The organism is Pseudomonas sp. NPDC099000 (genome assembly GCF_044759925.1).
Taxonomy (GTDB): Bacteria; Pseudomonadota; Gammaproteobacteria; order Pseudomonadales; family Pseudomonadaceae; genus Aquipseudomonas.
Window position 1 is genome coordinate 90,078 of record NZ_JBIWAF010000003.1, and the last position, 22,094, is coordinate 112,171.

Below are 22,094 nucleotides of genomic sequence, written 5' to 3' on the forward strand. Positions count from 1 at the left end.
CCTGCAACAGTGTTTTATCTGACACACCGAGGTTGCTGAATTTACGACTGCTGCGCAGCCGAACGGGGGTAAACCCCCTCGCCACAACAGCCCTTCACCATGGGATATGTCATTGGTTCAAGTTCGGTGGCATTAGAGTTTGCAACCTGCCTCAGGGCGGTTAAGGTTCGTGCAGGTTTATTTTCCTCACGAGTCTTTATGTTCAAGCGGTCCCTTTCCAAAACCTTCGCCTTCCTGCTGCTGGCTGGCGCGTCGTTGTCGGCCCAGGCCAATTGGTACCTCGACGGCGAGTCCTCGCGGCTGTCTTTCATCAGCACCAAAAACGCCAACCTCTCCGAAGTGCAGCGCTTTCTGGTGCTGCACGGCAAGGTCAGTCCCAAGGGCCTGGCCGAGGTGGAAGTCGAGATGGAGTCGGTGAACAGCGGCATCCCGTTGCGTGACGAACGCATGCGCAAGGAGCTGTTCGAGATCCAGACCTTCCCCGAGGCGCTGATCACCGCGCAGATCGATCTGCGCCCGATCAACGACCTAGCGCCCGGTGCCCAACTGGAACTGCGCCTGCCGCTGACCGTCAACCTTCACGGTAAAACCCACGAATACAACGCCGAACTGCTGGCGACCCGTCTCGATGACCGGCGCTTCCAGGTGGTGACCCTCGAACCGCTGATCATCAATGCCGAAGACTTCGATCTGGCACCGGGCCTGGAAAGTTTGCGCAAGGTCGCCGGATTGTCGGCCATCAGTCTGTCGGTGCCGGTGGGTGCGGTACTGATATTCACGGCGCGCTGACATGGCCGGTGCAATCTTCCCCTGGCGTGCAGGCAACCACTTCGAACTGCTGATCGACGGCCCGCAGTTCTTCCCGCGCATGTTGGTCGCGATTGCCCGCGCTGAAGAACAGGTCGAACTGGAGCTGTACCTGGTGGAGGCGGGGGCCTGCGCCGAGGCCATGGTCCAGGCGTTGATTCAGGCGGCCGAGCGCGGCGTGCGCGTGCGCTGCCTGTTCGATGACTACGGCAGCCTCGCGTTCACCCTGACCTTGCGTCAGCGCCTGATGGCGGCGGGTGTGGAGCTGCGTTTCTACAATCGCCTGAGCTGGCGGCGCTGGTTCGGTAACTTCTACCGCGATCACCGCAAGCTGTTGCTGGTCGATCAGAGCATGGCGGTGGTCGGTGGCACGGGCGTCACCGATGAGTTCTGGACGCCGGGCGAAGACACCAGCGAATGGCATGAAGTGATGGTGGAAATCACCGGTCCCTTGGTCATCGACTGGCAGTTGCTGTTCGATCGGCAATGGATCGCCAACCGCCACCGCCGCGCTTGGAAACCCTCATCGCACTTCGGCCTGCCGCGTTTGCCACGGGTGCCGTCCATGGGTGAGGGCATGGGTCGGGTGGCCTATGCCGACGCCCGCCAGCACCGAGACATTCTGCAATCGCTGATTCGTGCGCTGAACAGCGGCCAGCGGCGGATCTGGCTGGCCACGCCGTATTTCCTGCCGACCTGGAAAGTCCGCCGCTCATTGCGCAGGGCCGCCGGCCGAGGCGTCGACGTGCGTCTGCTGCTGACCGGGCCGCGCACCGATCACCCGTCGGTGCGCTACGCCGGGCACCGCTATTACCCCAGGCTGCTGAAGGCCGGGGTGAAGGTCTTCGAATACCAGCCGTGTTTCCTGCACCTGAAAATGGTCTTGATCGATGATTGGGTAAGCATCGGCTCGTGCAATTTCGATCACTGGAATTTGCGCTTCAATCTGGAAGCCAACCTTGAAGCGCTGGACCCGGGACTGACGCGGGCCGTGGTGGCGAGTTTCGATAAGGACTTTGCGCAGAGCCTGGAAGTCAGCCTGGAGGCATGGCAACGCCGGCCGCTGTGGCGGCGGGTCAAGCAAAGGGTTTGGGGATGGGTGGATCGGTTGGTGGTGAACCTGCTGGATCGACGCGGGTAGTCGTTACATAGATCGTTCCCACGCTCTGCGTGGGAACGCAGCCCGTGACGCTCCGTGTCACTGGACGCGGAGCGTCCCTTGAGGCATTCCCACGCTGAGCGTGGGAACGATCATTGCGCTCGGGATTACAGCAACTCAAAGCTCTGCTGCGTCACGTCCTGGGAATCCAGGCCGATCTGCACGTTGAACTTGCCTGGCTCCGCCGCGTACTTGAGTTGGGCGTTGTAGAACTTCAAGTCGTCCTCGGTGATGGTGAAGTGCACGACTTTCTGTTCGCCGGCCTTCAGCGTGATTTTCTGGAAGTTCTTCAGTTCCTTGACGGGGCGGATCATCGAACCGGTCACGTCCTGGATGTACAGCTGCACGACGGTTTCGCCGTCACGCTTACCGGTGTTTTTCACCATCACGCTGGCGTCGAGCCTGCCGGTCTTGTTCAGCGTGGTCGAGGACAAGGCCATGTCGGTCAGGCTGAAATCGGTGTAGCTCAGACCGAAGCCGAACGGGAACAGCGGGCCGGTGGTGTCATCGAAATACTGCGAGGTGTAGTTGCCCGGTTTGCCCGGCGTGAACGGCCGGCCAATGCTCAGGTGGTTGTAGTAGGTCGGAATCTGGCCTACCGAACGCGGGAAGGTGATCGGCAGTTTGCCCGACGGGTTGTAGTCGCCGAACAGCACATCGGCGATGGCGTTGCCGCCTTCGGTGCCGCTGAACCAGGTTTCCAGAATCGCGTCAGCCTGATCCTTCTCTTCGAGAATCGACAGCGGACGGCCGTTCATCAATACCAGCACCAGAGGTTTGCCAGTGGCTTTCAGTGCCTTGATCAGCTCGCGCTGGTTGGCCGGGATATTGATGTCGGTGCGGCTCGATGACTCGTGGGACATGCCACGGGACTCACCGACGGCTGCGACCACGACATCAGCGTCCTTGGCGGCCTTCACCGCTTCGTCGATCAGCACTTGGGCCGAACGCGGATCATCCACCACTTCCGGGGCATCGAAGTTGAGGAAGTTCAGGTAATCGAGCACTTTCTTGTCGCTGGTGATGTTGGCGCCACGGGCGTAGATCAGCGTCGATTTATCCCCCAGCGCTTGGGTCATGCCGTCGAACAAGGTGACCGATTGAGCCGGACGACCGTTGGCGGCCCAACTGCCCATCATGTCGATCGGTGCCTTGGCCAACGGGCCGACCAGGGCGATTTTTGCAGTTTTCTTCAACGGCAGGGTTTCGCCCTGGTTCTTCAACAACACCATGCTGCGGCGCGCAACATCACGGGCCTCGGTGCGGTGCAGACGGCTGTCGGCGTTAGTGTCGGCCGGATCATCTTCAGCCTTGCCGATGCGCAGGTACGGGTCCTTGAACAGGCCCATGTCGTACTTGGCGTCGAGCACCGCACGCACGGCGTTATCGATGTCTTTCTGTTCGATCTCGCCAGCCTTCAACAACCCCGGCAGCTCTTTGCCGTACAGGGTGTCGTTCATGCTCATGTGGATGCCGGCCTTGATCGCCAGCTTCGCGGCTTCGCGACCGTCAGCGGCAACGCCGTGCTTGATCAGCTCGAAAATCGCCCCGTGGTCACTGACCGCCAAGCCTTTGAAACCCCACTCCTTGCGCAGCAGGTCGTTCATCAGCCAGGTGCTGGCCGTGGCCGGCACGCCGTTGATCGAGTTCAGCGCAACCATCACACCCCCCGCGCCGGCGTCGATGGCGGCGCGGTACGGTGGCAGGTAGTCCTGGTACATTTTGACCGGGCTCATGTCGACGACGTTGTAGTCGCGACCGCCCTCGACCGCGCCGTACAGGGCAAAGTGCTTGACGCTGGCCATGATGCTGTCGGCCGCGTTCGCGCCGGTGCCCTGGAAGGCCCGGACCATGACGCCGGCAATGCGCGACACCAGGTAAGTATCTTCACCAAAGCCTTCGGAGGTGCGGCCCCAACGTGGGTCGCGGGAAATGTCGACCATTGGCGCGAAGGTGATGTCGAGGCTGTCCGACGCGGCTTCCTTGGCGGCGATTCGCCCGGACAGGCCGATGGCGTCCATGTCCCAGCTCGAGGCCAGGGCCAGCGGGATCGGGAAAATCGTGCGGTGACCGTGGATCACGTCATAGGCGAAGAACATCGGGATCTTCAACCGGCTGCGCATGGCCGCGTCCTGCATCGGACGGTTTTCCGGGCGCGTGATCGAGTTGAACGTGCCGCCGATGTTGCCGGAGGCGATTTCCTTGCGGATCAGCTCCCGGGGCATTTCCGGGCCGATGCTGATCAGGCGCAACTGGCCGATCTTTTCATCGAGGGTCATCTGCTTCATCAGGTTGCTGATGAACGCGTCCTTGTTTTCCAGAGGTGCGGGCGTCGTGGCGGCCAATACGGTATGACTGGCCAGACTGACGAACAGGCCCAGCAAACACAGCTTCTTCATGAATAGTTTTCTCAAAGGCCTAAACGGCAGTGAATACGCGCCGGTCAGCCAAAATTTAGGGAGCGACTATTGTTGTTCAGGTAAATGCAGCACACTTCGGCAGTGTTTTTTGCGCTGGGGCATCTTTTAGCCCATTGGCTCGATGCAATCCAGTGGCGGCGGCAGATTATGCCCCAAGAGACCGCTCAGAAGGTCGCTGGTTGTTTTTCAACGGAATGTGCAAGGGAGCGTCAACCAGATGAATGTACGACACCACTACCGGTCGAGCCTGCAGGTTGCAGCCTTGATGTTGCTGACCACACTGCTGGCCGGCTGCGGCATTAATACGATCCCGACGCTCGACGAACAGGCCAAGGCCGCCTGGGGCCAGGTGCAGAACCAGTACCAGCGCCGCGCCGACTTGATTCCCAACCTGGTGGAAACCGTCAAGGGCTACGCCCAGCATGAGCAGGAAACCCTGACTGCGGTGATTGAAGCCCGGGCCAAGGCCACGTCGATTCAGGTGGACGCCAGCACGCTGGACAATCCAGAAAAGCTCAAACAGTTCCAACAGGCCCAGGATCAGCTGACCGGTGCCTTGAGCCGTTTGATGGTGGTGTCCGAGCGTTACCCGGACCTCAAGGCCAACCAGAATTTCCTGGCGTTGCAATCGCAACTTGAAGGCACGGAGAACCGCATTGCCGTGGCGCGTCGCGACTTTATCCTCGCCGTGCAGAAATACAACACGGAACTTCGTACCTTCCCCGGTCGCCTCTGGCACACGGTGATGTACAGCGATTTGCCGATCCGTGAAACCTTCGAGGCCACCAGCCCCGGTGCTGAAAAAGCACCTGAAGTGAAGTTCCAGTAAACACTGGGACAGGTTCGAGGCGTCACCACGGATGAGGTTGCCGATGCGCGTGTTGAAAGTGGGCCTGGTGCTGGTGCTGTGGGTGTTTGCCCTGACGGCCCAGGCCGAGTTGAAGTTTCCGCAGCTGACCGGGCGGGTGGTCGATAACGCCCAGATGATCGAGCCGTCGGTGCGCGAGCAGCTGACGCAACAACTCCAGGCCCATGAAACAGCCACCGGCGAGCAATTGGTGGTGGTGACGTTGCCGGACTTGCAGGGCACCGATATTGCGGATTTCGGTTATCAGCTGGGGCGCTACTGGGGCATCGGCCAGAAGGACAAAAACACCGGCGCGTTGCTGATCGTTGCGCGTGATGATCGTAAATTGCGCATCGAAGTCGGGTACGGGCTGGAAGATCGCCTGACCGATGCGCAGAGTTCGGTGATCATCAACCAGGTGATCACGCCCGCGTTCAAGACCGGCAACTTCAGCAAAGGCATCAGCGACGGGGTCGCCGCGATGCTGGTGGTGTTGGGCGGCAGTCCGCTGGATGAGCCGTCGACGGTCTACGAGCCGCGCGGGGATGAGGGCGACGATTTCTTTTCGCGTCATCCGGGCGTGTTCGTGTTTCTGGTGATGCTGTTCATCCTGACGATTTTCGTCTGCCAGATGCTCGGGATCCTGCCCAGCGGCGGCGGTGGCCGAGGCAGTTCGGGGGGCGGTTTCGGCGGTGGAGGTTTCGGCGGTGGTGGCGGCGGCGGTGGCTTCAGCGGCGGTGGCGGCAGTTTCGGGGGCGGCGGTTCGTCGGGCGGCTGGTGAGAATAATAATGAGCGAGCACTGTTAAACATGGCATTACTGACTGAACACGAACAACGCAAAGTCGCCGAAGCGATTGCCCGGGTCGAGCGCGACACCGACGCCGAACTGGTGACGGTGCTCGCGGCCCGCGCCGATGACTATGCGTACATCCCGCTGCTTTGGGCCAGCCTGCTGGCGCTGATGGTGCCGGGTGTCGTGCATTACCTGACCGGCTGGCTGACCATGCACAGTTTGCTGCTGGTGCAATGGATCAGTTTCATCGTGCTGTGCCTGGTGTTCCGGATTCCGAAAGTCACCACCCACCTGGTCCCGCGCTCGGTGCGCCATTGGCGCGCCTCCAACCTGGCGCGCCGGCAGTTTCTGGAGCAGAACCTGCACCACACGGTGGGCAGCACCGGGATGCTGATTTTCGTCTGCGAGGCCGAGCGGTATGTGGAAATCCTGGTGGATGAAGGGATCTCCAAGCGGCTGGACAACAAGAACTGGGACGCGATTGTTGCGGCGTTCACGCAGCAGGTGAAGCAGGGCAAGACGTTGCAGGGATTTGTGACGTGCGTCGAGGCGTGCGGCGAGCTGCTCAAGGTGCATGTGCCGGTGACGCATGTGAGGAATGAGTTGCCGAATCGGTTGGTGGTGTTGGGCTGACGTCAGTTCCATTCTGGAAGCGAATACGCATTTGTGGCGAGGGAGCTTTTGTGGCGAGGGGACTTGTCCCCGTTCGGCTGCGAAGCAGTCGTAAATCCGGTTTGCACGGTGTAACTGAAAGAATGCAGGGGGCCGCTTCGCGACCCAACGGGGACAAGTCCCCTCGCCACAGGGAGCTCGACTTGCCTCAGGATTCGCACCGTTCGGTAAATAACTGCGTGTCCCGGACGGCCATCCCCCCTAAAATACCCGCCATTCCCCGATTCGCTCCGCCCGAGGCCGTTTTTTCCATGTCTGTCACCGCCACTCCCGCCAGCCTCGCGCCGGATCACCACACTCAGTTCATCGACCTGCTGCAAACCAGCCTCGACCAGAATGCCTTCATCAAACTGGTCCTGGCCAAGTACGTCGGCACTGAAGCCGATTTGCAGCGGCTGATCATCAAGCAACTGACGGTCAAGGATCAGCCCTGCCTGTCCTTCGTCTACCGCTACAAGACCCGCGATATCACCAAGAACCTGCCGCTTGCCGAGGGCGTGGCGACCCTCGCCGCGCTGTTGCCGGCCTCGTTCAAAAATGCGCATTTGCTGTCGCTGACTGACGAAGCCCAGCTCGAATACAGCAAAAAGGGCAAGTCTTCGCTGTTCAAGAGCAAACCTCAGCAATTGCGTGAAGTGCCGTCCGCCGAGCACAACCGCGAGAAAAACCGCTTCCTCGACCTGAGCCGGCCGTTCCTCGCCGACCTGGGCGTGACAAACAGCAAGCACGAGCTGATCCCGGCGATGTCGCGCAAATGGAAGCAGATCAACAAGTTCATCGAAGTCTTCAGCCATGCACTGACCACCTCGCCCTTGGCCCTGGACAAACCGGTGCAGGTCGCGGATTTCGGCTCGGGCAAGGGTTACCTGACCTTCGCGATCCATGACTACCTGCGCAACACCTTGAAGGCCGAAGGCGTGGTGACCGGCGTCGAGTTGCGCGAAGAAATGGTCAACCTGTGCAATGCCGCCGCCGCCAAGCTTGAGCATCCGGGTCTGGTGTTCAAGTGCGGTGACGTGCGCAGCGTCGCACCGAGCGAGCTGGACGTGATGATCGCACTGCATGCCTGCGACATCGCCACCGACTATGCGATTCACACCGGCATCCGTTCCGGCGCTTCGATCATCATGTGCTCGCCGTGCTGCCACAAACAGATCCGCCTGCAAATCCAGAGCCCGGCGCTGCTCAAGCCGATGCTGCAATACGGTCTGCATCTGGGGCAGCAAGCGGAAATGGTCACCGACAGTTTGCGCGCGTTGTTCCTGGAAGCCTGTGGTTACGAGACCAAGGTGTTTGAGTTCATCTCACTGGACCACACCAACAAGAACAAGATGATCCTGGCGGTCAAACGCGCCGAGCCGGTTGACCCGGCGCAGTTGTTGGTGAAGATCCAGGAACTGAAGGATTTCTACCGCATCAGCGAACATTGCCTCGAAACGCTGCTGCGGGCCGACGGCTGCCTCTAAAACACCGCATGACCCTGTAGGAGCCAGGCTTGCCGGCGAAGGCGATAGTGCCGACGCCTTCGCCGGCAAGCCTGGCTCCTACAGGTCACGCGGTGGCAATGCGTGCGGGTTTGACCGCGGTCTTGCGACCGAGCATTACCGTCACGATCACCCCGGCCGCAAACAGCCAAGTGATCGGCTCGATGTGTTCGCCGAAGAACAGCGCCGAAAAAGCGATAGTGAAGAAAATCTGCAACAGCTGGATCTGACTGACCCGGGCGATGCCGCCCATTGCCAGCCCGGCGTACCAGGCAAAGAAGCCGATGAACTGCGAGAACAGCGAGACGTAACCAAACGCCCACCAGGTCTTGGCCGAAATCTCGCCCTGGTGTTGCAGCGCCAGGTAAACCACCGGCCCGATCAGCAGCGGTGTCGACAGCACCAGCGCCCAGCAGATCACCTGCCAGCCGCCCATCTCCTTGGCCAACCGGCCGCCCTCGGCATAACCCAAGCCCCCTACGGCAATCGCCCCGAGCATCAGCAAATCACCGGCCTGAATACTGCCGGCCCCGCTGATCAGCGCATAACCGAGTACCAGCGCGCTGCCCAGCGCAGCGCAGGCCCAGAAGGCTTTTGACGGGCGCTCATGGGACAGCCACGCGGCGTACAGCGCGACGCACAGCGGTTGTAAACCGTTGACCAGCGCACCGTGAGACGCCGGCAAGGTTTGCATGGCCCAGGCCGACAACACCGGGAAGCCGAGGATCACCCCGGCAATCACCAGTGTCAGGCCTTTGACCTGTTTCCAGGTCGGCCATTTTTCCCGGCGCCACAGCAACAACATCGCCGCCGGCACCGCCGCAAACAGCGCCCGGCCCAGGCCGTTAAGCAACGGATGCATTTCCTGCACGACGATCCGTGTGAAGGGCAGGGTGAGGCTGAAGATCACAACGCCGAGCAGGCCGAGGGCCATGCCGGTGTTTTCGCGCGAGGACATGATGGGCAACCAGAATCGAGGGTGGCAGGAAGACCTTCATCTAGCCATAAACCGGGGGGCTTGCTCTGTTACAGCTAGGTGCAGAGTTATCCGTACAGTTTGAGGACGCCATCGCGGGCAAGCCCGCTCCCACAAAGGCACCGCAATAACTGTGGGAGCGTGGCTTGCCCGCGATGAACGATAACGCGGTCTTCAGGTAGTAACCGGTTATTACCCGACCCTCTGGATAAGGACTACCTTGAATACTCCTACGTATTTCCCAGAGGAGTCCTCCCCATGGCTGCCAAGAAAATTCTGATGCTGGTCGGCGATTACGTCGAAGACTACGAAGTGATGGTGCCTTTCCAGGCGCTGCTGATGGTCGGCCACACGGTGCACGCCGTTTGCCCGGACAAATCCGCCGGCCAGACCGTGCGCACGGCAATCCACGACTTCGAAGGCGACCAGACCTACAGCGAAAAACCCGGCCACTTGTTCGCCCTGAACTTCGATTTCGCCAAAGTCGCTGAAGCCGACTACGACGCGCTGCTGATCCCGGGCGGTCGTGCGCCGGAATACCTGCGCCTGAACGAAAAAGTCCTGGAGCTGGTGCGCGCATTCGACAAGACCGGCAAGCCGATCGCCGCCGTGTGCCACGGTGCGCAACTGCTGGCGGCTGCGGGGATTCTCGAAGGTCGCGAGTGCAGCGCTTATCCGGCCTGCGCGCCGGAAGTGCGCCTGGCGGGTGGCACGTTCATCGATATCCCGGTGACGGAAGGCCACGTACAAGGCAATCTGGCCACTGCGCCTGCCTGGCCGGCGCACCCGAGCTGGCTCGCCGGTTTTCTCGGGTTGCTGGGCACTAAAATCACGCTGTAACGAGGGACTTTTCCATGTGCGAGCTGTACGTCAAAGCCGATCCGATCCTCTACGAATCGCGCTCCCGCTCGCTGCGCATCTGCGGGGTGGTCACCACCCTGCGGCTGGAGAATCAGTTCTGGGACATCCTCAGCGAAATCGCCGAGGTCGACGGCATGACCACCAATCAGTTGATCGCCAAGCTGTATGAAGAGGTGATGGACTACCGCGGCGAGGTGGTGAATTTCGCCTCGTTTTTGCGGGTGAGTTGTACGCGGTATTTGAGTCAGCGACGGGTGCAGGTGCCGGAGTTGTCGGTGGTGCGGGCGGTGGTGAAATAGCGTCGACCCCTTCGCGGGCAAGCCTCGCTCCTACAGGTATTGCATTTTCCTTGTAGGAGCGAGGCTTGCCCGCGAAGAGGCCGGTACAGGCGACAGATGTTCCGGGCTGGTCTTTACTCTGAAGCGCGAAACCTCTCAATTGCCAAGGAGAAAGAGCATGTCCGGATGGTACGAAGTAAGCAAAAGCAGCAACGGTCAGTTCAAGTTTGTACTGAAGGCCGCCAACGCTGAAACCATTCTGACCAGCGAGCTGTATACCACTCGCGGCGCTGCCGACAACGGCATTGCTTCGGTGCAGAAGAACAGCCCGCTGGATGAACGCTACGAAAAGAAAACCACCAAGGATGGCCATCCTTACTTCAACCTCAAGGCCGGTAACCACGAGATCATTGGTAGTAGCGAGACGTACTCTTCCACTGGTGCGATGGATAAAGGCATCGCCAGCGTCAAGGCCAATGGGCCGACCACCGTGATCAAGGACAAGACCTTGCCGGTGCTTTGAGCACACCTTAGAGATCGTTCCCACGCTCTGCGTGGGAATGCAGCCCGTGACGCTCCGCGTCACTGGACGCGGAGCGTCCCTTGAGGCATTCCCACGCAGAGCATGGGAACGATCAGTTAACGCAAGATCAGCGCAAGGCTTTCAACAAGTCTTGCAACTGGCTGATCCCGGCCTCACCGAGTGGAGACACCGGCAACCGCGGATCGCCGACTTCCAGCCCGGTCGCCCGCAACCCCGCCTTGATCGTCGCCGGCAAGCCACCCTTGAGGATGAAGTCCAGCACCGGCAACTGGCGATAGAACAGTTCACGCGCCTTGCCCAGGTCGTTGGCCAATACCGCTTCATACAAATCAAGATTGAGCTGCGGGATCAGGTTCGGCGCGGCCGTGCACCAACCCTTCGCACCGGCGGCAAACGCTTCCAGCGCCAACGGATTGCAGCCGTTGTAGAACGGCACCTGACCTTCGCCCAGCAGTTGCAGCTTGTGCATGCGCTGGATGTCGCCGGTGCTCTCCTTGACCATGGTCACGTTCTCCACGGCATTAATGATCCGCAGGATCAGCTCCACCGACATGTCGGTGCCGCTGGTGGCCGGATTGTTGTAGAGCATGATCGGCACGCCGATGCTCTCGCCGATGGCGCGGTAGTGGGCGAGGATTTCCGCTTCGCTGAGTTTCCAGTAGGACGTCGGCAGCACCATCACCACATCGGCGCCATGGGCTTCGGCGAAACGTGCGCGGCGCACCGCTTTGGCGGTGGTCAGGTCGGACACGCTGACGATGGTCGGCACGCGTTTGGCCACGTGTTTGATGCTGAACTCGCTGACCTGATCCCACTCCGCATCGCTCAGGTACGCGCCTTCGCCGGTGCTGCCCAGCGGGGCGATGGCGTGGACGCCGCCGTCGATCAAGCGGTCGATGGAACGCCCGAGCGCGTCGAGATCAACGCCTTCGCCGTTGGCGGTGAACGGGGTGATGGTGTAGCCGATGATGCCGTGAATGGTTGGGGTCGACATGCTGTGTCTCCTTCAGAAAATGATTGGGTTCAGTTCAGGCAATCGGCGTGTTGACGCAGGTTCTGCCGGGCGTAGTAGTTGAACGCGGCGCCGTGGCGCTTGGGTTTCGAAATCCAGTCATGGGCTTCGCGACCCAGTTCCGGCAGGATCGGCTTGATCGTCCCGGCACTCATCGCCAGCAGTTGCAGCTTCGCCGCACGCTCAATCAATTGAGCGATGACACAGGCTTCTTCGATGGTGGTGCCGGTGGACAGCTGGCCGTGGTGCGACAGCAGAATTGCCCGTTTATTGCCCAGTGCGCCGGCGATCAAATCACCTTCTTCGTTGCCCACCGGCACACCCGGCCAGCCTTCGAGAAACGCGCAATCGTCGTAGAGCGGGCAGAGGTCCATGTGGGAAATCTGCAGCGGCACTTCGAGCATCGACAGCGCCGCGACGTGAGTCGGGTGCGTGTGGATGATGCAGTTCACGTCCGGCCGGGCGCGGTACACCCAACTGTGGAAACGGTTGGCCGGGTTGGGCATGCCGTGCCCTTCGAGCACTTCCAGGTCTTCGTTGACCAGCAGCAGATTGCTCGCGGTGATCTCGTCGAAACCCAGGCCCAGTTGTTGAGTGTAGTAAGTGCCCGGTTGAGGACCACGGGCGGTGATTTGCCCGGCCAGGCCGGAGTCGTGACCATTTTCGAACAGAATCCGGCAGGTCAGGGCCAGCTTTTGGCGGTCGGTCCACGTATTATCCGCCAGGGTGTTTTGCATCTGGATCAACGCTTGCTTGACCAGTTGCTCTTTGGGTAGTGCTAAGGTCTTGGCCATATCGGTGTCCTTGGGTGGCTTCATGCAAATGACACAGCAGAGGCTATATGACACTTTGTGTCATTGGCAAGGGCAAATCGTCGCCTCCTTGATGGATTAATCGTTCTTCATGTCTATCCGTTTGAAATTACTGAGAAAAAAACTTGGCGTGACGCTGGAGGCCTTGGCCGAAAAATCCGGCATGACCAAGAGCTATCTGTCGAAAGTCGAGCGCGGGCTGAATACGCCGTCGATCGCGGCTGCCCTGAAACTGGCCAAGGCGCTAAACGTGAAGGTCGAGGAGTTGTTCTCCGAAGACAACATCAGCCTCGACAGCTACAGCCTGGTGCGCAGCGACGAACGCCAGTCCCTGGCAGCCAACGATGAAAGCCCCGGCTACGCGGTGCTGGCCCATCAGGTCAGCGAGCGCAGCCTGCTGCCGTTCATGATTTATCCGCCGAGCGAATTCGCGGATAAAACCTTCAAGGAACACTTGGGGGAAGAGTTTCTGTTCGTCCACGACGGGCAGGTGGAAGTGGACTTTATGAACGAGCGCGTGCTGCTCAATCGCGGGGACGCACTGCACTTCAATGCACAGAAACCGCATCGGATCCGGTCAGTGGGGGAGGTGCAGGCGCAGCTGTTGGTGGTGGTGCATAGTTCCGAAGAATAAAGTTGCGGTGCTGTTGTGGCGAGGGGGCTTGTCGGAACGCCGCATCTCCCCGTTCGGCTGCGAAGCAGTCGTAAAACCTGTCGATGGGATTTTGCTGAAAGAATGCAGGGGGCCGCTGCGCGACCCAACGGGGCGATGCGGCGTTCCGACAAGCCCCCTCGCCACAGGTGTTCGCTTCAGACCTCGACCGGTACAGTCAGCTTCGGGCTGCCGAGCGCATGCGTCTTCGAATCAAAAAACCGCAGCGCTGACCCCGTCCCCTCAAACACCTTCGCGTAATGCCGCTTCTGATGCTGGATAAACGCCTTGCTGCGCGGGTAAATCGAGATCGCCACTACCTTCGGTTTCGCCTGGCGCAACGCATGGATGATGTGGCTGTCCTGCTCGCCCAAGGCATGCCCGAACAGGCACAACCCCTCACCATGGCTCAGTAACTGGTCATAGCAAAACGACAGATAATCCGAGCTGCGAATGGTCTTGAGCTTGTCCTGCGCCGGCCCTTCGTTGACGAACAATGGCACGTCATCCAGGGTCTTGATCGTATTGTTGATCGCGAAGCTGCCCAGCAACGTGCCCTCGGTCGACATCAGCTTGCGTGCCGTGCCGTCCTGATTGCGCACCAGATGCAGGCCGCCGTGCAGGTACAGCAAACGGGTTTTATCGGTCGCCGTGGCGCTCAAATCAAAACCCGGTTCGGCGCCCTGGAACAGATCGGTGATGGCATCAGGCTGATGCTGGATCGCCCAGTAGTTGAGCAAGTCGTAATTGGTGGTGAACACCGTTCGATAGCGGCCCAGTTCCTGACTGATAGCGGCCAGGGTCGACGGCACCACCAGTCGCCACGGGATGTGCACCGCGTGAACCGTGTTGATCAGCGCTTCCTTGATCGCGTAGTAACGATTACGCGGGGCAGCGGAGCTGACGGCCAGGGCCTTGTTGACCCGGCTGGTGGTTTTCAGCGCGCTCAGCACCTGCTCGAAACTGCGCGTCTGCATGGCGTCGAACACGCTCAGCTCGGACTGGCTCAGGGGCTTTTCTTCAACGGTGCGGGCATTTTCGAACAGCGAGTCGTAGCCGAAGTCGTCCCACACCGCGCGGCTGGCGCCGTTGCCCACCAGCAAGCCGCTGAACGAGGTAGTGGCGCGCAAGGCGTTCCAGTCTTCAAGTTGGGCATCAACATCCTGGAAATCGGTCATTGCGGTTCAAAGTCTCAAAGCAAGTGGTCTGATGGGCGGCGACTTTATCACGACGGGGACTTGAGCCAGATCAAGTTACTGCGTAACCGATAGGTTGATCCTGTGGGTACCCGCTGGATCGGCGCTGCCGATTCGGCCCAGCCAGGAGAGTCGTTCATGAGCAGCACGTTTTTCATCCCTTCCGTAAACATTATGGGCAACGGATGCCTCGACGAAGCCATGGACGCGATTCGCAAGTACGGCTTTCGCAAGGCGCTGATCGTCACCGACGCGGGGCTGGCCAAGGCTGGCGTGGCGAAGATGATTGCCGAGAAGCTGGCGATGCAAGACATCGACTCGGTGATCTTCGACGGCGCCAAACCGAACCCGAGCATGGCCAACGTCGAGAGGGGCCTGGGCCTGCTCAAGGAAAGTCGCTGTGATTTCGTGGTGTCGCTCGGTGGCGGTTCGCCCCATGACTGCGCCAAGGGCATCGCGTTGTGCGCGACCAACGGCGGGGAGATCCGCGACTACGAAGGCGTCGACCGATCCACCAAACCGCAGTTGCCGCTGATTGCGATCAACACCACTGCCGGCACCGCCAGCGAGATGACCCGTTTTTGCATCATCACCGACGAATCGCGCCACGTGAAAATGGCCATCGTCGACCGCAATGTCACGCCGCTGCTGTCGGTCAACGACCCGGCGCTGATGGTCGCCATGCCCAAAGGCCTGACCGCTGCCACCGGCATGGACGCGCTGACTCATGCCATCGAAGCCTACGTGTCCACGGCGGCCAATCCGATCACCGATGCCTGCGCACTGAAGGCGATCACGTTGATCAGCAGCAACCTGCGCCTGGCCGTGCGCGACGGCAGCGACATGGCCGCCCGGGAGAACATGGCTTACGCGCAGTTCCTCGCCGGCATGGCGTTCAATAACGCATCCCTGGGTTATGTCCACGCGATGGCTCATCAGTTGGGCGGCTTCTACGACTTGCCTCATGGCGTGTGCAACGCGGTGCTGCTGCCCCATGTGCAGAGTTTCAATGCGCTGGTGTGCGCCCCGCGCCTGACGGATGTCGCCCACGCAATGGGTGCTGATACCCGTGGCTTAAGCTCGGAAGAAGGCGCTCAAGCGGCCATCTTGGCGATCCGCAGCCTGTCCAGAGACGTGGACATTCCCGCCGGTTTGCGTGAACTCGGCGCCAAGCTCAACGACATCCCGACACTTGCCACCAATGCGCTGAAAGACGCCTGCGGCCTGACCAATCCACGGGTGGCGGATCAGCGCCAGATCGAGGAGATTTTCCGCAACGCGTTCTAATCGGTTTGACGACCGCGCGCGAGCATCACACAGAGCATCGCGCCCAAGGCCAGCAAGGTGCAAAACAGCGACAGTGGCCACGCCTGCTGGCTGGCGATCAGGCTGGCAATCGCGCCGATGATGGCGGCCATCAGTTGGTGAATGAAACCGCTCAACGCCATCGCATACGCCCCGCCGACCGGCGAGCCGTCGTTGGCCAGGGCCAGGCTGATAGGGTAGTTCAACGACTGCCCGAACACCGCAAAGCAGTACGGCAACCAGAACAGCAGCGCAACGGACGTGCCCGCGAGACTGCCCAGCAACATCACCGCGCAGCCGCCCAACACCAGCCCCACACCTGCCGTCATCAGCCAGTATCGACCGGTGCGAATCACGAAGGCATTCACCCCCAACGCCCCCAGGAAATACGCCGCGCTGATCGGCCAGCCCAGTAATCCGTATTCCACCGCCGACCAGTTGAACGGGCCTTGCAGAATCAGCGGCGCTGCGGTGTTGAACGCGATGATCACGCCATAACCGAGGCCGCCGGTGAGTGCCGGAAGCAGGAAGGCTCGATCACGCAGAATGCGCCAGTAACTTGGCCACGCGGATGAAAGAACATGGTCCTCAACCAGCAGCGGAAAACTGACCCGGGACACGACCAGCGCCATCAACAGGCTCACGCCACCCAACAGATAAAAAATCGCCGACCAACCCAGCGCCACCTGAATGATCGACCCCAGGTACTGGCCGATCCCCAGCGCCACTACAAAAGAAATCGATAGCCAGGACAGTGCCTTGGCCAGCAAGTCTCCCCGGAAACTGTCGCGGATCAGCACCCGCGCCATGACCGAAATCCCGCTGGCGCCAATCCCCTGGACCAGTCGCCACAACAGGAACGATTCAAGCGTCTGACTCAAGGGCAGGGCAAGGTTACCGAGCCCGTAGATCCCGAGTGCGGCGAGCAACACCGGTTTGCGGCCGAGGCGCTGACCGAGGCTGCCCCAGAACAGCATCGGCAGCGCCATGCCGATCAGGTACACCGCCAAGCCCCAGGACACTTGCGACGCCTCGGCGGACAGATCCCGGGCAATGTCCGGCAGCGCCGGCAGGTAAATGCTCATGCCCAGTTGGGCGAGAAACACCGTGCTGCAGGTGACGAGGAGGGTGGTGCTGCTCTTCATTGAGTCTTCCTTGGGTTTCAGTAAGCAACGTCCCTGGCGTGGGTGCGTAAAGCTACATGAATTCACGCGACTTTTTCAGCGATCTTCCGTCGTGATCGGCCAATGAAATTCGGGTGTAGGGCAATGTCGTGTGATGTTGCGAGCCAAAACCGGGCTATCCTGCCGACTCGCCGAACTGAAGCCATCGAGCCCTCCATGCTGCAAAAAAGCCTGATCCGCCGCCTCGACCTGATCACCCTCCAGCTGTTTGTCGCCGTCCACGAAGAAGGCACCCTGACCCGTGCAGCGACCCGCGAAGCGATCGCGGTGTCGGCGGCCAGCAAGCGACTGATGGAATTGGAAGAGGCGCTGGGCATCAGCCTGTTCGTGCGCCAGGCCAAAGGCATGACCCTGACGCCGGCTGGCGAAACCCTGCTGCACCATGCCCGGCAGATGTTGTTCAACGTCGAGAAAATGGGCCTCGAGCTGGGCGAGCACAGCCACGGGGTGCGCGGCTATGTGCGTATGCTCGCCAACTTGTCGGCGATCATTCAGTTCCTTCCCGAAGACCTGCGGGATTTTTCCGAGCGTCATCCCCAGGTCAAGACCGACCTCGAAGAACGTCCCAGTAGTGGGGTGATTCAGGGTGTGCTTGATGGTGTGGCGGACCTGGGGATCTGTTCCAGTGACAGCGACGTGAAAGGTCTGCACAGCGTGTTTTATCGCCAGGACAAACTGGTGGTGTTGATGCTGCCCGATCATCCGTTGGCAAACCGTTCCAGCCTGGCTTTCGCCGATACGCTGGGCAGTGATTATGTCGGTTTGCATTCCGCCAGTTCGATCAACATGCGCACCCACGCGGCTGCGCGCAAGGCGGGCAAGGTGCTGCGGTTGCGGATTCATGTGCCGGGTTTTGATGCGATGTGCCGCATGGTCCAGGCCAACATGGGTCTCGGCATCCTGCCGCAAAAGGCCTATGAATTGTTTGGCCGGGCGTTGGGGTTGCAGGCGGTGCCGTTGACGGATGACTGGTCGGATCGGGCGCTCATTTTGGTGGTGCGTGATGAAGCGGCGTTGTCGCCGGTGAGCCGGATGTTGTTTGAGCAGTTGCGTGGGCAGGCCTGATAAATCTCGATGGGATGTACTGGCCTCTTCGCGGGCAAGCCTCGCTCCTACAGGGATCACACACAACCCGTAGGAGCGAGGCTTGCCCGCGAAGACTGACTTGAGGTCGCAGTAATTTCCCGGAGCGTTCGCATTTCGCGAACGAACGTTGCCAACTGAAGGTTGGATTCATCGCCCCCAGGTCCTCTAGCCTTGGCTCATATTCCAAGAACAACATAGAGGTACCCCGCGATGACTGCCCCCTTGAGTGCAATCAAAGTGATCGAGATCGGCACGCTGATCGCCGCGCCGTTCGCTGCGCGCATGCTCGCCGAGTTCGGCGCCGAAGTGATCAAGATCGAAGCCATGGGCCAGGGTGACCCGCTGCGCAAGTGGCGCAAGCTGCACGAAGGCACCTCGCTGTGGTGGTACCTGCAATCGCGAAACAAGAAGTCCCTGGCGCTCAACCTTAAATCAGCCGAAGGCATCGAACTGGTCAAGCAATTGGCGACCAGTGCCGACGTACTGATCGAAAACCTGCGGCCAGGCGCTTTGGAAAAACTCGGTCTGGGCTGGGACGTGTTGCACGCCCTTAACCCTAATCTGACGCTGGTACGGATCTCCGGTTATGGCCAGACCGGCCCTTACCGCGATCGTCCGGGTTTCGGCGCCATCGGCGAGGCCATGGGCGGGATCCGCTATACCACCGGCACCCCCGGTTCGCCGCCAGCACGGGTCGGTGTCAGTCTCGGCGATTCCCTGGCGTCCTTGCACGCGGTGATCGGCGCCTTGATGTCGTTGCTGCGGGTCAAGACCGGGCAGGGCGGCGGGCAAGTGGTCGATGTGTCTCTGGCCGAAAGCGTGTTCAACGTCATGGAAAGCCTGGTGCCGGAGTACGACATGCTTGGTCATGTGCGTGAGCGCAGCGGCGGTGCCCTGCCGGGCATCGCGCCGTCCAACACTTACCTGACGGCCGACGGCGCCTACGTGGTGATTGCCGGCAACAGTGACCCGATCTACAAGCGTCTGATGGAAGTGGTCGGTCGTCGCGACCTGGCCGACGCGCCGGAGTTTGCTCATAACGATGGCCGCGCATTGAAAAGTAACGTGCTCGATGCGGCGATTACTCACTGGACCAGCAGCCTTCCGATCGATGAAGTGTTGTCGGCGCTGGAAGCCGCTGAAGTGCCGGCCGGGCGCATCTATTCAGTCGCCGACATCGTCGCCGATCCGCACTATCAGGCGCGGGACATGCTGCTCAGCGCCGACCTGCCCGGCGGCGCCACGGTGAAGATGCCCGGCATCGTGCCGAAAATGTCCGAGACCCCCGGCGGCGTGAACTGGTCCGGGCCGAGTCTGGGCCAGCACACCGACGGCATCCTCGCGGGGCTGGGCCTTACGGAGCTGGACATCGAACGCCTGAAAGCTAAAGGGGTTGTGCAATGATCACTGATTTTTCCGAGACCCTGATCGTGCAGGAAGTCTCCCCTCGCGACGGCTTGCAGATCGAGCCGACCTGGGTTGAAACCGTCGACAAAATTGCGCTGATTGATCAGCTGTCGCTGGCCGGATTCAGCCGCATCGAAGCGGGCTCGTTCGTGTCGCCCAAGGCCATTCCGGCGCTGCGCGATGGTGAGCTGGTGTTCAAGGGCATCGCCCGGCAACCGGGGGTGATCTACGTCGCGTTGATCCCCAACCTCAAAGGCGCGCAACGGGCGCTGGCGACCAGGGCCGACGAACTGAACCTGGTGATGTCCGCCAGCCAGACCCACAACCTGGCCAACCTGCGCATGCGTTGCGAAGCGTCGTTGGCGGCGTTCGGCGAAATCGTGCAATACGTCGGTGGCACGCCGGTGCGACTCAACGGCAGCATCGCCACTACGTTCGGCTGCCCGTTCGAAGGCAAGATCGATGAGGATCGCGTGCTGCAAATCGTCGAGGCCTATCAGGAGCTCGGGATTCAGGGCATCACGTTGGCCGACACCACTGGCATGGCCAATCCGCGTCAGGTGGATCGGCTGGTGCGGCGGGTCTTGCAGCGAGTTTCACCGGCGGATCTGACCCTGCATTTCCACAACACCCGCGGCCTCGGTCTGTGCAATGTGCTGGCCGCCTACGAGGCCGGCGCCCGACGCTTCGACGCGGCCCTCGGCGGGCTCGGCGGCTGTCCATTCGCACCGGGTGCCTCGGGCAATATCTGCACCGAAGACCTGGTCAACTTGTGCGATGAAATCGGCATTCATACCGGCATTGATCTGCCTCTGATACTGAAGTTGTCCCGAGGATTACCCGCGCTGTTGGGCCACGAAGTGCCCGGTCAACTGGCCAAGGCCGGGCGTAATTGCGATTTGCACCCGAGCCCGTCCTGACCCAATACAAAACCCTGTGGGAGTGAGCCTGCTCGCGATAGCGGTGGGTCAGTCAATGCGATGTCGGAAATGACTCAGTCATCGCGAGCAGGCTCACTTCCACGGTAAAAGCGTCCATACAGTCCTACTAAACCAGACAACAAAAACAATCGGACACCCACGGGAAGTCCGCCTGGAGAAAGCACCATGAGCCTCAATGTACTGGAGGCGGGCGCGAGCCCGTCCGTTAGCCACGACGAAGAAAAAGCCCTGGTCAGCAAGGTCGCCTGGCGCCTGATGCCGCTGATCATGGTCTGCTACCTGTTCGCCTTTTTCGACCGCATCAACATCAGCTTCGCCAAGTTCCAGCTACAGACCGACCTGAGCCTGAGCGACACCGCTTACGGCCTCGGCGCCGGGCTGTTCGTGGTCGGATACGTGATCTTCGAAGTGCCGAGCAACATGATGCTGTACAAGGTCGGCGCCCGACGCTGGATCGCCCGGATCATGATGTCCTGGGGTGTCGCCACCGCCCTCATGGTCTTCGTCAACAGCGAATGGCAGTTCTACGCGCTGCGCTTCGTGATCGGCGCGATGGAGGCCGGTTTTGCACCGGGCGTGCTGTATTACCTGACACTGTGGTTCCCGCAGCACTATCGCGGACGCATCACCTCGATGCTGTTTCTGGCCTCGGCGTTCGCCGGTCTGGTCGGTGCACCGTTCTCCGGGTTGGTGCTGCAACACCTCGACGGCTTTATGGATATGCGCGGCTGGCATTGGCTGTTTTTGCTGGGCGGTGTGCCTTGCATCGGCCTTGGCTTGCTGGTGCTGACCTTGCTCAAGGACCGCATCGAGGACGCCCATTGGCTGACGCCGTCGGAGAAAACCCTGCTGGCCAGCCGCATTGCTCACCATGAACCGCACAAGAGTGGAGGCTCGCTGCTCGCTGCGCTGCGGATCCCGGGTTTCCTGACCCTGGGACTGATCTACTTCCTGATTCAGGTGGCGTCCTACGGCTTGAATTTCTGGGCGCCGCAACTGATCCGCAGCGCTGGCACCGAGAGCCCGGTGATGATCGGTTTGCTGACCGCCATCCCGTACGTCTGCGGCGCCATCAGCATGGTGGTGATCGGACGGTTGTCCGACTCGACCGGTGAACGACGCAAGTTTGTTGCAGGTTTAGTCGCAGTGGGCGCGGTGGGGTTCTTCTGTGCGGGGATCTTCGCCAACCACACGACCTTCCTGATTGTCGCGCTGGGCTTGCTCGGTGCCGGGATCATCGCCTCCATCCCAAGCTTCTGGACCTTACCGCCAAAACTGCTGGCCGGTGCCGGCGCAGGGGCTGCCGGCGGGATTGCGGTGATCAATACCCTCGGCCAGTTCGGCGGCATCGTCAGCCCGGTCATGGTCGGACGAATCAAGGATCTGACCGGCAGCACCACCCCGGCGTTGTATGTCATTGGCGTCTGCGCGCTGATCGCCGTTGCGCTGCTGCTGTGGGGGTTGCCGCAGAAACTGCGTACGCTCGACAAGTTCTAAGCGTTTCGCAGGCTACGCCGGTCCCTGCATCGACCACGCATCCTTGCAGAGGCCGGCGAAGGCTGCGAACCCAAGGTGATGATCGTTCCCATGCTCTGCGTGGGAATGCCTCTAGGGACGCTCCGCGTCCAGTGATGCGGAGCGTCACGGCTGCATTCCC

At 60.8% G+C, this 22,094-nt stretch carries 21 protein-coding genes; 15 read left to right on the forward strand and 6 right to left on the reverse strand.

The genetic code is table 11. From position 1 onward, the window contains the following. Positions 1–198: 198 nt before the first annotated feature. Both ACIQV9_RS05065 and ACIQV9_RS05070 read left to right on the forward strand, forming a co-directional pair. Positions 199–789 carry a YceI family protein gene (locus ACIQV9_RS05065; protein ID WP_403098817.1) on the forward strand — a complete coding sequence of 197 codons (591 nt, stop codon included), beginning with the start codon at positions 199–201 and terminating at the stop codon, positions 787–789. Position 790: 1 nt separating this feature from the next. Next, positions 791–1,948: a phosphatidylserine/phosphatidylglycerophosphate/cardiolipin synthase family protein gene (locus ACIQV9_RS05070; RefSeq protein WP_403098820.1), complete on the forward strand. Its 1,158-nt coding sequence runs from the start codon at positions 791–793 to the stop codon at positions 1,946–1,948. Between the two features lie 125 nt (positions 1,949–2,073). On the opposite strand, the gene bglX is transcribed toward ACIQV9_RS05070, so the two are convergent. Continuing rightward, complete coding sequence (gene bglX / locus ACIQV9_RS05075; protein ID WP_403098822.1) at positions 2,074–4,365, reverse strand: beta-glucosidase BglX; 2,292 nt, start codon at positions 4,363–4,365, stop codon at positions 2,074–2,076. 238 nt (positions 4,366–4,603) lie between these two features. On the opposite strand from bglX, the gene ACIQV9_RS05080 reads away from it, so the two are divergent. The 4 genes from ACIQV9_RS05080 to ACIQV9_RS05095 all read left to right on the forward strand — a co-directional run bounded on the left by ACIQV9_RS05080 (position 4,604) and on the right by ACIQV9_RS05095 (position 8,165). After that, positions 4,604–5,215 (forward strand): LemA family protein, encoded by a 612-nt coding sequence (locus ACIQV9_RS05080; RefSeq protein WP_403098824.1) that lies wholly within the window; start codon positions 4,604–4,606, stop codon positions 5,213–5,215. A gap of 43 nt (positions 5,216–5,258) precedes the next feature. Further along, entirely contained in the window at positions 5,259–6,014 is a 756-nt protein-coding gene (locus ACIQV9_RS05085; RefSeq protein ID WP_403098827.1) for a TPM domain-containing protein, read from the forward strand. Positions 6,015–6,042: 28 nt separating this feature from the next. Further along, positions 6,043–6,660: a TPM domain-containing protein gene (locus tag ACIQV9_RS05090; RefSeq protein WP_403098829.1), complete on the forward strand. Its 618-nt coding sequence runs from the start codon at positions 6,043–6,045 to the stop codon at positions 6,658–6,660. Between the two features lie 290 nt (positions 6,661–6,950). Next, on the forward strand, positions 6,951–8,165 hold the full coding sequence (locus ACIQV9_RS05095; RefSeq protein WP_403098832.1) for a class I SAM-dependent methyltransferase: 1,215 nt from the start codon (positions 6,951–6,953) through the stop codon (positions 8,163–8,165). A gap of 85 nt (positions 8,166–8,250) precedes the next feature. Here the strand turns inward: ACIQV9_RS05095 and ACIQV9_RS05100 are convergent, their stop codons facing one another. After that, positions 8,251–9,141: a DMT family transporter gene (locus ACIQV9_RS05100; protein ID WP_403098834.1), complete on the reverse strand. Its 891-nt coding sequence runs from the start codon at positions 9,139–9,141 to the stop codon at positions 8,251–8,253. Between the two features lie 276 nt (positions 9,142–9,417). Here ACIQV9_RS05100 and ACIQV9_RS05105 point away from each other — a divergent pair, with 276 nt between their 5' ends. The 3 genes from ACIQV9_RS05105 to ACIQV9_RS05115 all read left to right on the forward strand — a co-directional run bounded on the left by ACIQV9_RS05105 (position 9,418) and on the right by ACIQV9_RS05115 (position 10,821). Beyond that, positions 9,418–9,999, forward strand: a complete 582-nt coding sequence (locus ACIQV9_RS05105; RefSeq protein ID WP_403098837.1) for a DJ-1/PfpI family protein — start codon at positions 9,418–9,420, stop codon at positions 9,997–9,999. A 14-nt stretch (positions 10,000–10,013) separates the two neighbouring features. After that, positions 10,014–10,319: a ribbon-helix-helix domain-containing protein gene (locus ACIQV9_RS05110; RefSeq protein ID WP_403098839.1), complete on the forward strand. Its 306-nt coding sequence runs from the start codon at positions 10,014–10,016 to the stop codon at positions 10,317–10,319. A 157-nt stretch (positions 10,320–10,476) separates the two neighbouring features. Further along, a complete protein-coding gene (locus ACIQV9_RS05115) occupies positions 10,477–10,821 on the forward strand; it encodes a YegP family protein (protein ID WP_403098842.1) in 345 nt (114 codons plus the stop codon). Positions 10,822–10,948: 127 nt separating this feature from the next. On the opposite strand, the gene ACIQV9_RS05120 is transcribed toward ACIQV9_RS05115, so the two are convergent. Next, positions 10,949–11,836 carry a dihydrodipicolinate synthase family protein gene (locus ACIQV9_RS05120; protein ID WP_403098844.1) on the reverse strand — a complete coding sequence of 296 codons (888 nt, stop codon included), beginning with the start codon at positions 11,834–11,836 and terminating at the stop codon, positions 10,949–10,951. 29 nt (positions 11,837–11,865) lie between these two features. Continuing rightward, a complete protein-coding gene (locus ACIQV9_RS05125; protein ID WP_403098846.1) occupies positions 11,866–12,648 on the reverse strand; it encodes an aldolase in 783 nt (260 codons plus the stop codon). A 109-nt stretch (positions 12,649–12,757) separates the two neighbouring features. On the opposite strand from ACIQV9_RS05125, the gene ACIQV9_RS05130 reads away from it, so the two are divergent. Beyond that, the gene (locus tag ACIQV9_RS05130) at positions 12,758–13,300 is read left to right on the forward strand and encodes a helix-turn-helix domain-containing protein (protein WP_403098849.1); all 543 of its coding nucleotides are present in this window, start codon (positions 12,758–12,760) and stop codon (positions 13,298–13,300) included. Between the two features lie 176 nt (positions 13,301–13,476). Here the strand turns inward: ACIQV9_RS05130 and ACIQV9_RS05135 are convergent, their stop codons facing one another. Beyond that, a complete protein-coding gene (locus ACIQV9_RS05135) occupies positions 13,477–14,496 on the reverse strand; it encodes a DUF4917 family protein (RefSeq protein WP_403098851.1) in 1,020 nt (339 codons plus the stop codon). A 156-nt stretch (positions 14,497–14,652) separates the two neighbouring features. Here ACIQV9_RS05135 and yiaY point away from each other — a divergent pair, with 156 nt between their 5' ends. Continuing rightward, positions 14,653–15,801, forward strand: a complete 1,149-nt coding sequence (yiaY, locus tag ACIQV9_RS05140) for an L-threonine dehydrogenase (RefSeq protein WP_403098854.1) — start codon at positions 14,653–14,655, stop codon at positions 15,799–15,801. Here yiaY and ACIQV9_RS05145 read toward each other — a convergent pair. After that, a complete protein-coding gene (locus ACIQV9_RS05145; protein WP_403098856.1) occupies positions 15,798–16,964 on the reverse strand; it encodes an MFS transporter in 1,167 nt (388 codons plus the stop codon). The two genes, yiaY and ACIQV9_RS05145, sit on opposite strands and share 4 nt — an antisense overlap. Positions 16,965–17,159: 195 nt before the next feature. On the opposite strand from ACIQV9_RS05145, the gene ACIQV9_RS05150 reads away from it, so the two are divergent. From ACIQV9_RS05150 to ACIQV9_RS05165, 4 genes are all read left to right on the forward strand, one after another. Beyond that, positions 17,160–18,068: a LysR family transcriptional regulator gene (locus ACIQV9_RS05150; RefSeq protein WP_403098859.1), complete on the forward strand. Its 909-nt coding sequence runs from the start codon at positions 17,160–17,162 to the stop codon at positions 18,066–18,068. Between the two features lie 231 nt (positions 18,069–18,299). Then, entirely contained in the window at positions 18,300–19,493 is a 1,194-nt protein-coding gene (locus ACIQV9_RS05155) for a CaiB/BaiF CoA transferase family protein (protein WP_403098862.1), read from the forward strand. After that, complete coding sequence (locus tag ACIQV9_RS05160) at positions 19,490–20,416, forward strand: hydroxymethylglutaryl-CoA lyase (RefSeq protein ID WP_403098864.1); 927 nt, start codon at positions 19,490–19,492, stop codon at positions 20,414–20,416. The genes ACIQV9_RS05155 and ACIQV9_RS05160 overlap by 4 nt, the downstream gene beginning before the upstream one ends. 186 nt (positions 20,417–20,602) lie before the next feature. After that, complete coding sequence (locus ACIQV9_RS05165; RefSeq protein ID WP_403098866.1) at positions 20,603–21,934, forward strand: MFS transporter; 1,332 nt, start codon at positions 20,603–20,605, stop codon at positions 21,932–21,934. Positions 21,935–22,094 lie beyond the last annotated feature (160 nt).

Excerpts from the sequence above, each read along its gene's own strand:
- ACIQV9_RS05125 (WP_403098846.1), bottom strand. The coding sequence starts at position 12,648 with ATGGCCAAGACCTTAGCACTACCCAAAGAGCAACTGGTCAAGCAAGCG.
- ACIQV9_RS05115 (WP_403098842.1), top strand. The coding sequence starts at position 10,477 with ATGTCCGGATGGTACGAAGTAAGCAAAAGCAGCAACGGTCAGTTCAAG.
- ACIQV9_RS05090 (WP_403098829.1), top strand. The coding sequence starts at position 6,043 with ATGGCATTACTGACTGAACACGAACAACGCAAAGTCGCCGAAGCGATT.
- ACIQV9_RS05100 (WP_403098834.1), bottom strand. The coding sequence starts at position 9,141 with ATGTCCTCGCGCGAAAACACCGGCATGGCCCTCGGCCTGCTCGGCGTT.
- ACIQV9_RS05155 (WP_403098862.1), top strand. The coding sequence starts at position 18,300 with ATGACTGCCCCCTTGAGTGCAATCAAAGTGATCGAGATCGGCACGCTG.
- ACIQV9_RS05070 (WP_403098820.1), top strand. The coding sequence starts at position 791 with ATGGCCGGTGCAATCTTCCCCTGGCGTGCAGGCAACCACTTCGAACTG.
- ACIQV9_RS05095 (WP_403098832.1), top strand. The coding sequence starts at position 6,951 with ATGTCTGTCACCGCCACTCCCGCCAGCCTCGCGCCGGATCACCACACT.
- ACIQV9_RS05160 (WP_403098864.1), top strand. The coding sequence starts at position 19,490 with ATGATCACTGATTTTTCCGAGACCCTGATCGTGCAGGAAGTCTCCCCT.
- bglX (WP_403098822.1), bottom strand. The coding sequence starts at position 4,365 with ATGAAGAAGCTGTGTTTGCTGGGCCTGTTCGTCAGTCTGGCCAGTCAT.
- ACIQV9_RS05150 (WP_403098859.1), top strand. The coding sequence starts at position 17,160 with ATGCTGCAAAAAAGCCTGATCCGCCGCCTCGACCTGATCACCCTCCAG.
- ACIQV9_RS05065 (WP_403098817.1), top strand. The coding sequence starts at position 199 with ATGTTCAAGCGGTCCCTTTCCAAAACCTTCGCCTTCCTGCTGCTGGCT.
- ACIQV9_RS05080 (WP_403098824.1), top strand. The coding sequence starts at position 4,604 with ATGAATGTACGACACCACTACCGGTCGAGCCTGCAGGTTGCAGCCTTG.
- yiaY (WP_403098854.1), top strand. The coding sequence starts at position 14,653 with ATGAGCAGCACGTTTTTCATCCCTTCCGTAAACATTATGGGCAACGGA.
- ACIQV9_RS05135 (WP_403098851.1), bottom strand. The coding sequence starts at position 14,496 with ATGACCGATTTCCAGGATGTTGATGCCCAACTTGAAGACTGGAACGCC.
- ACIQV9_RS05085 (WP_403098827.1), top strand. The coding sequence starts at position 5,259 with ATGCGCGTGTTGAAAGTGGGCCTGGTGCTGGTGCTGTGGGTGTTTGCC.
- ACIQV9_RS05105 (WP_403098837.1), top strand. The coding sequence starts at position 9,418 with ATGGCTGCCAAGAAAATTCTGATGCTGGTCGGCGATTACGTCGAAGAC.
- ACIQV9_RS05145 (WP_403098856.1), bottom strand. The coding sequence starts at position 16,964 with ATGAAGAGCAGCACCACCCTCCTCGTCACCTGCAGCACGGTGTTTCTC.
- ACIQV9_RS05120 (WP_403098844.1), bottom strand. The coding sequence starts at position 11,836 with ATGTCGACCCCAACCATTCACGGCATCATCGGCTACACCATCACCCCG.
- ACIQV9_RS05110 (WP_403098839.1), top strand. The coding sequence starts at position 10,014 with ATGTGCGAGCTGTACGTCAAAGCCGATCCGATCCTCTACGAATCGCGC.
- ACIQV9_RS05165 (WP_403098866.1), top strand. The coding sequence starts at position 20,603 with ATGAGCCTCAATGTACTGGAGGCGGGCGCGAGCCCGTCCGTTAGCCAC.
- ACIQV9_RS05130 (WP_403098849.1), top strand. The coding sequence starts at position 12,758 with ATGTCTATCCGTTTGAAATTACTGAGAAAAAAACTTGGCGTGACGCTG.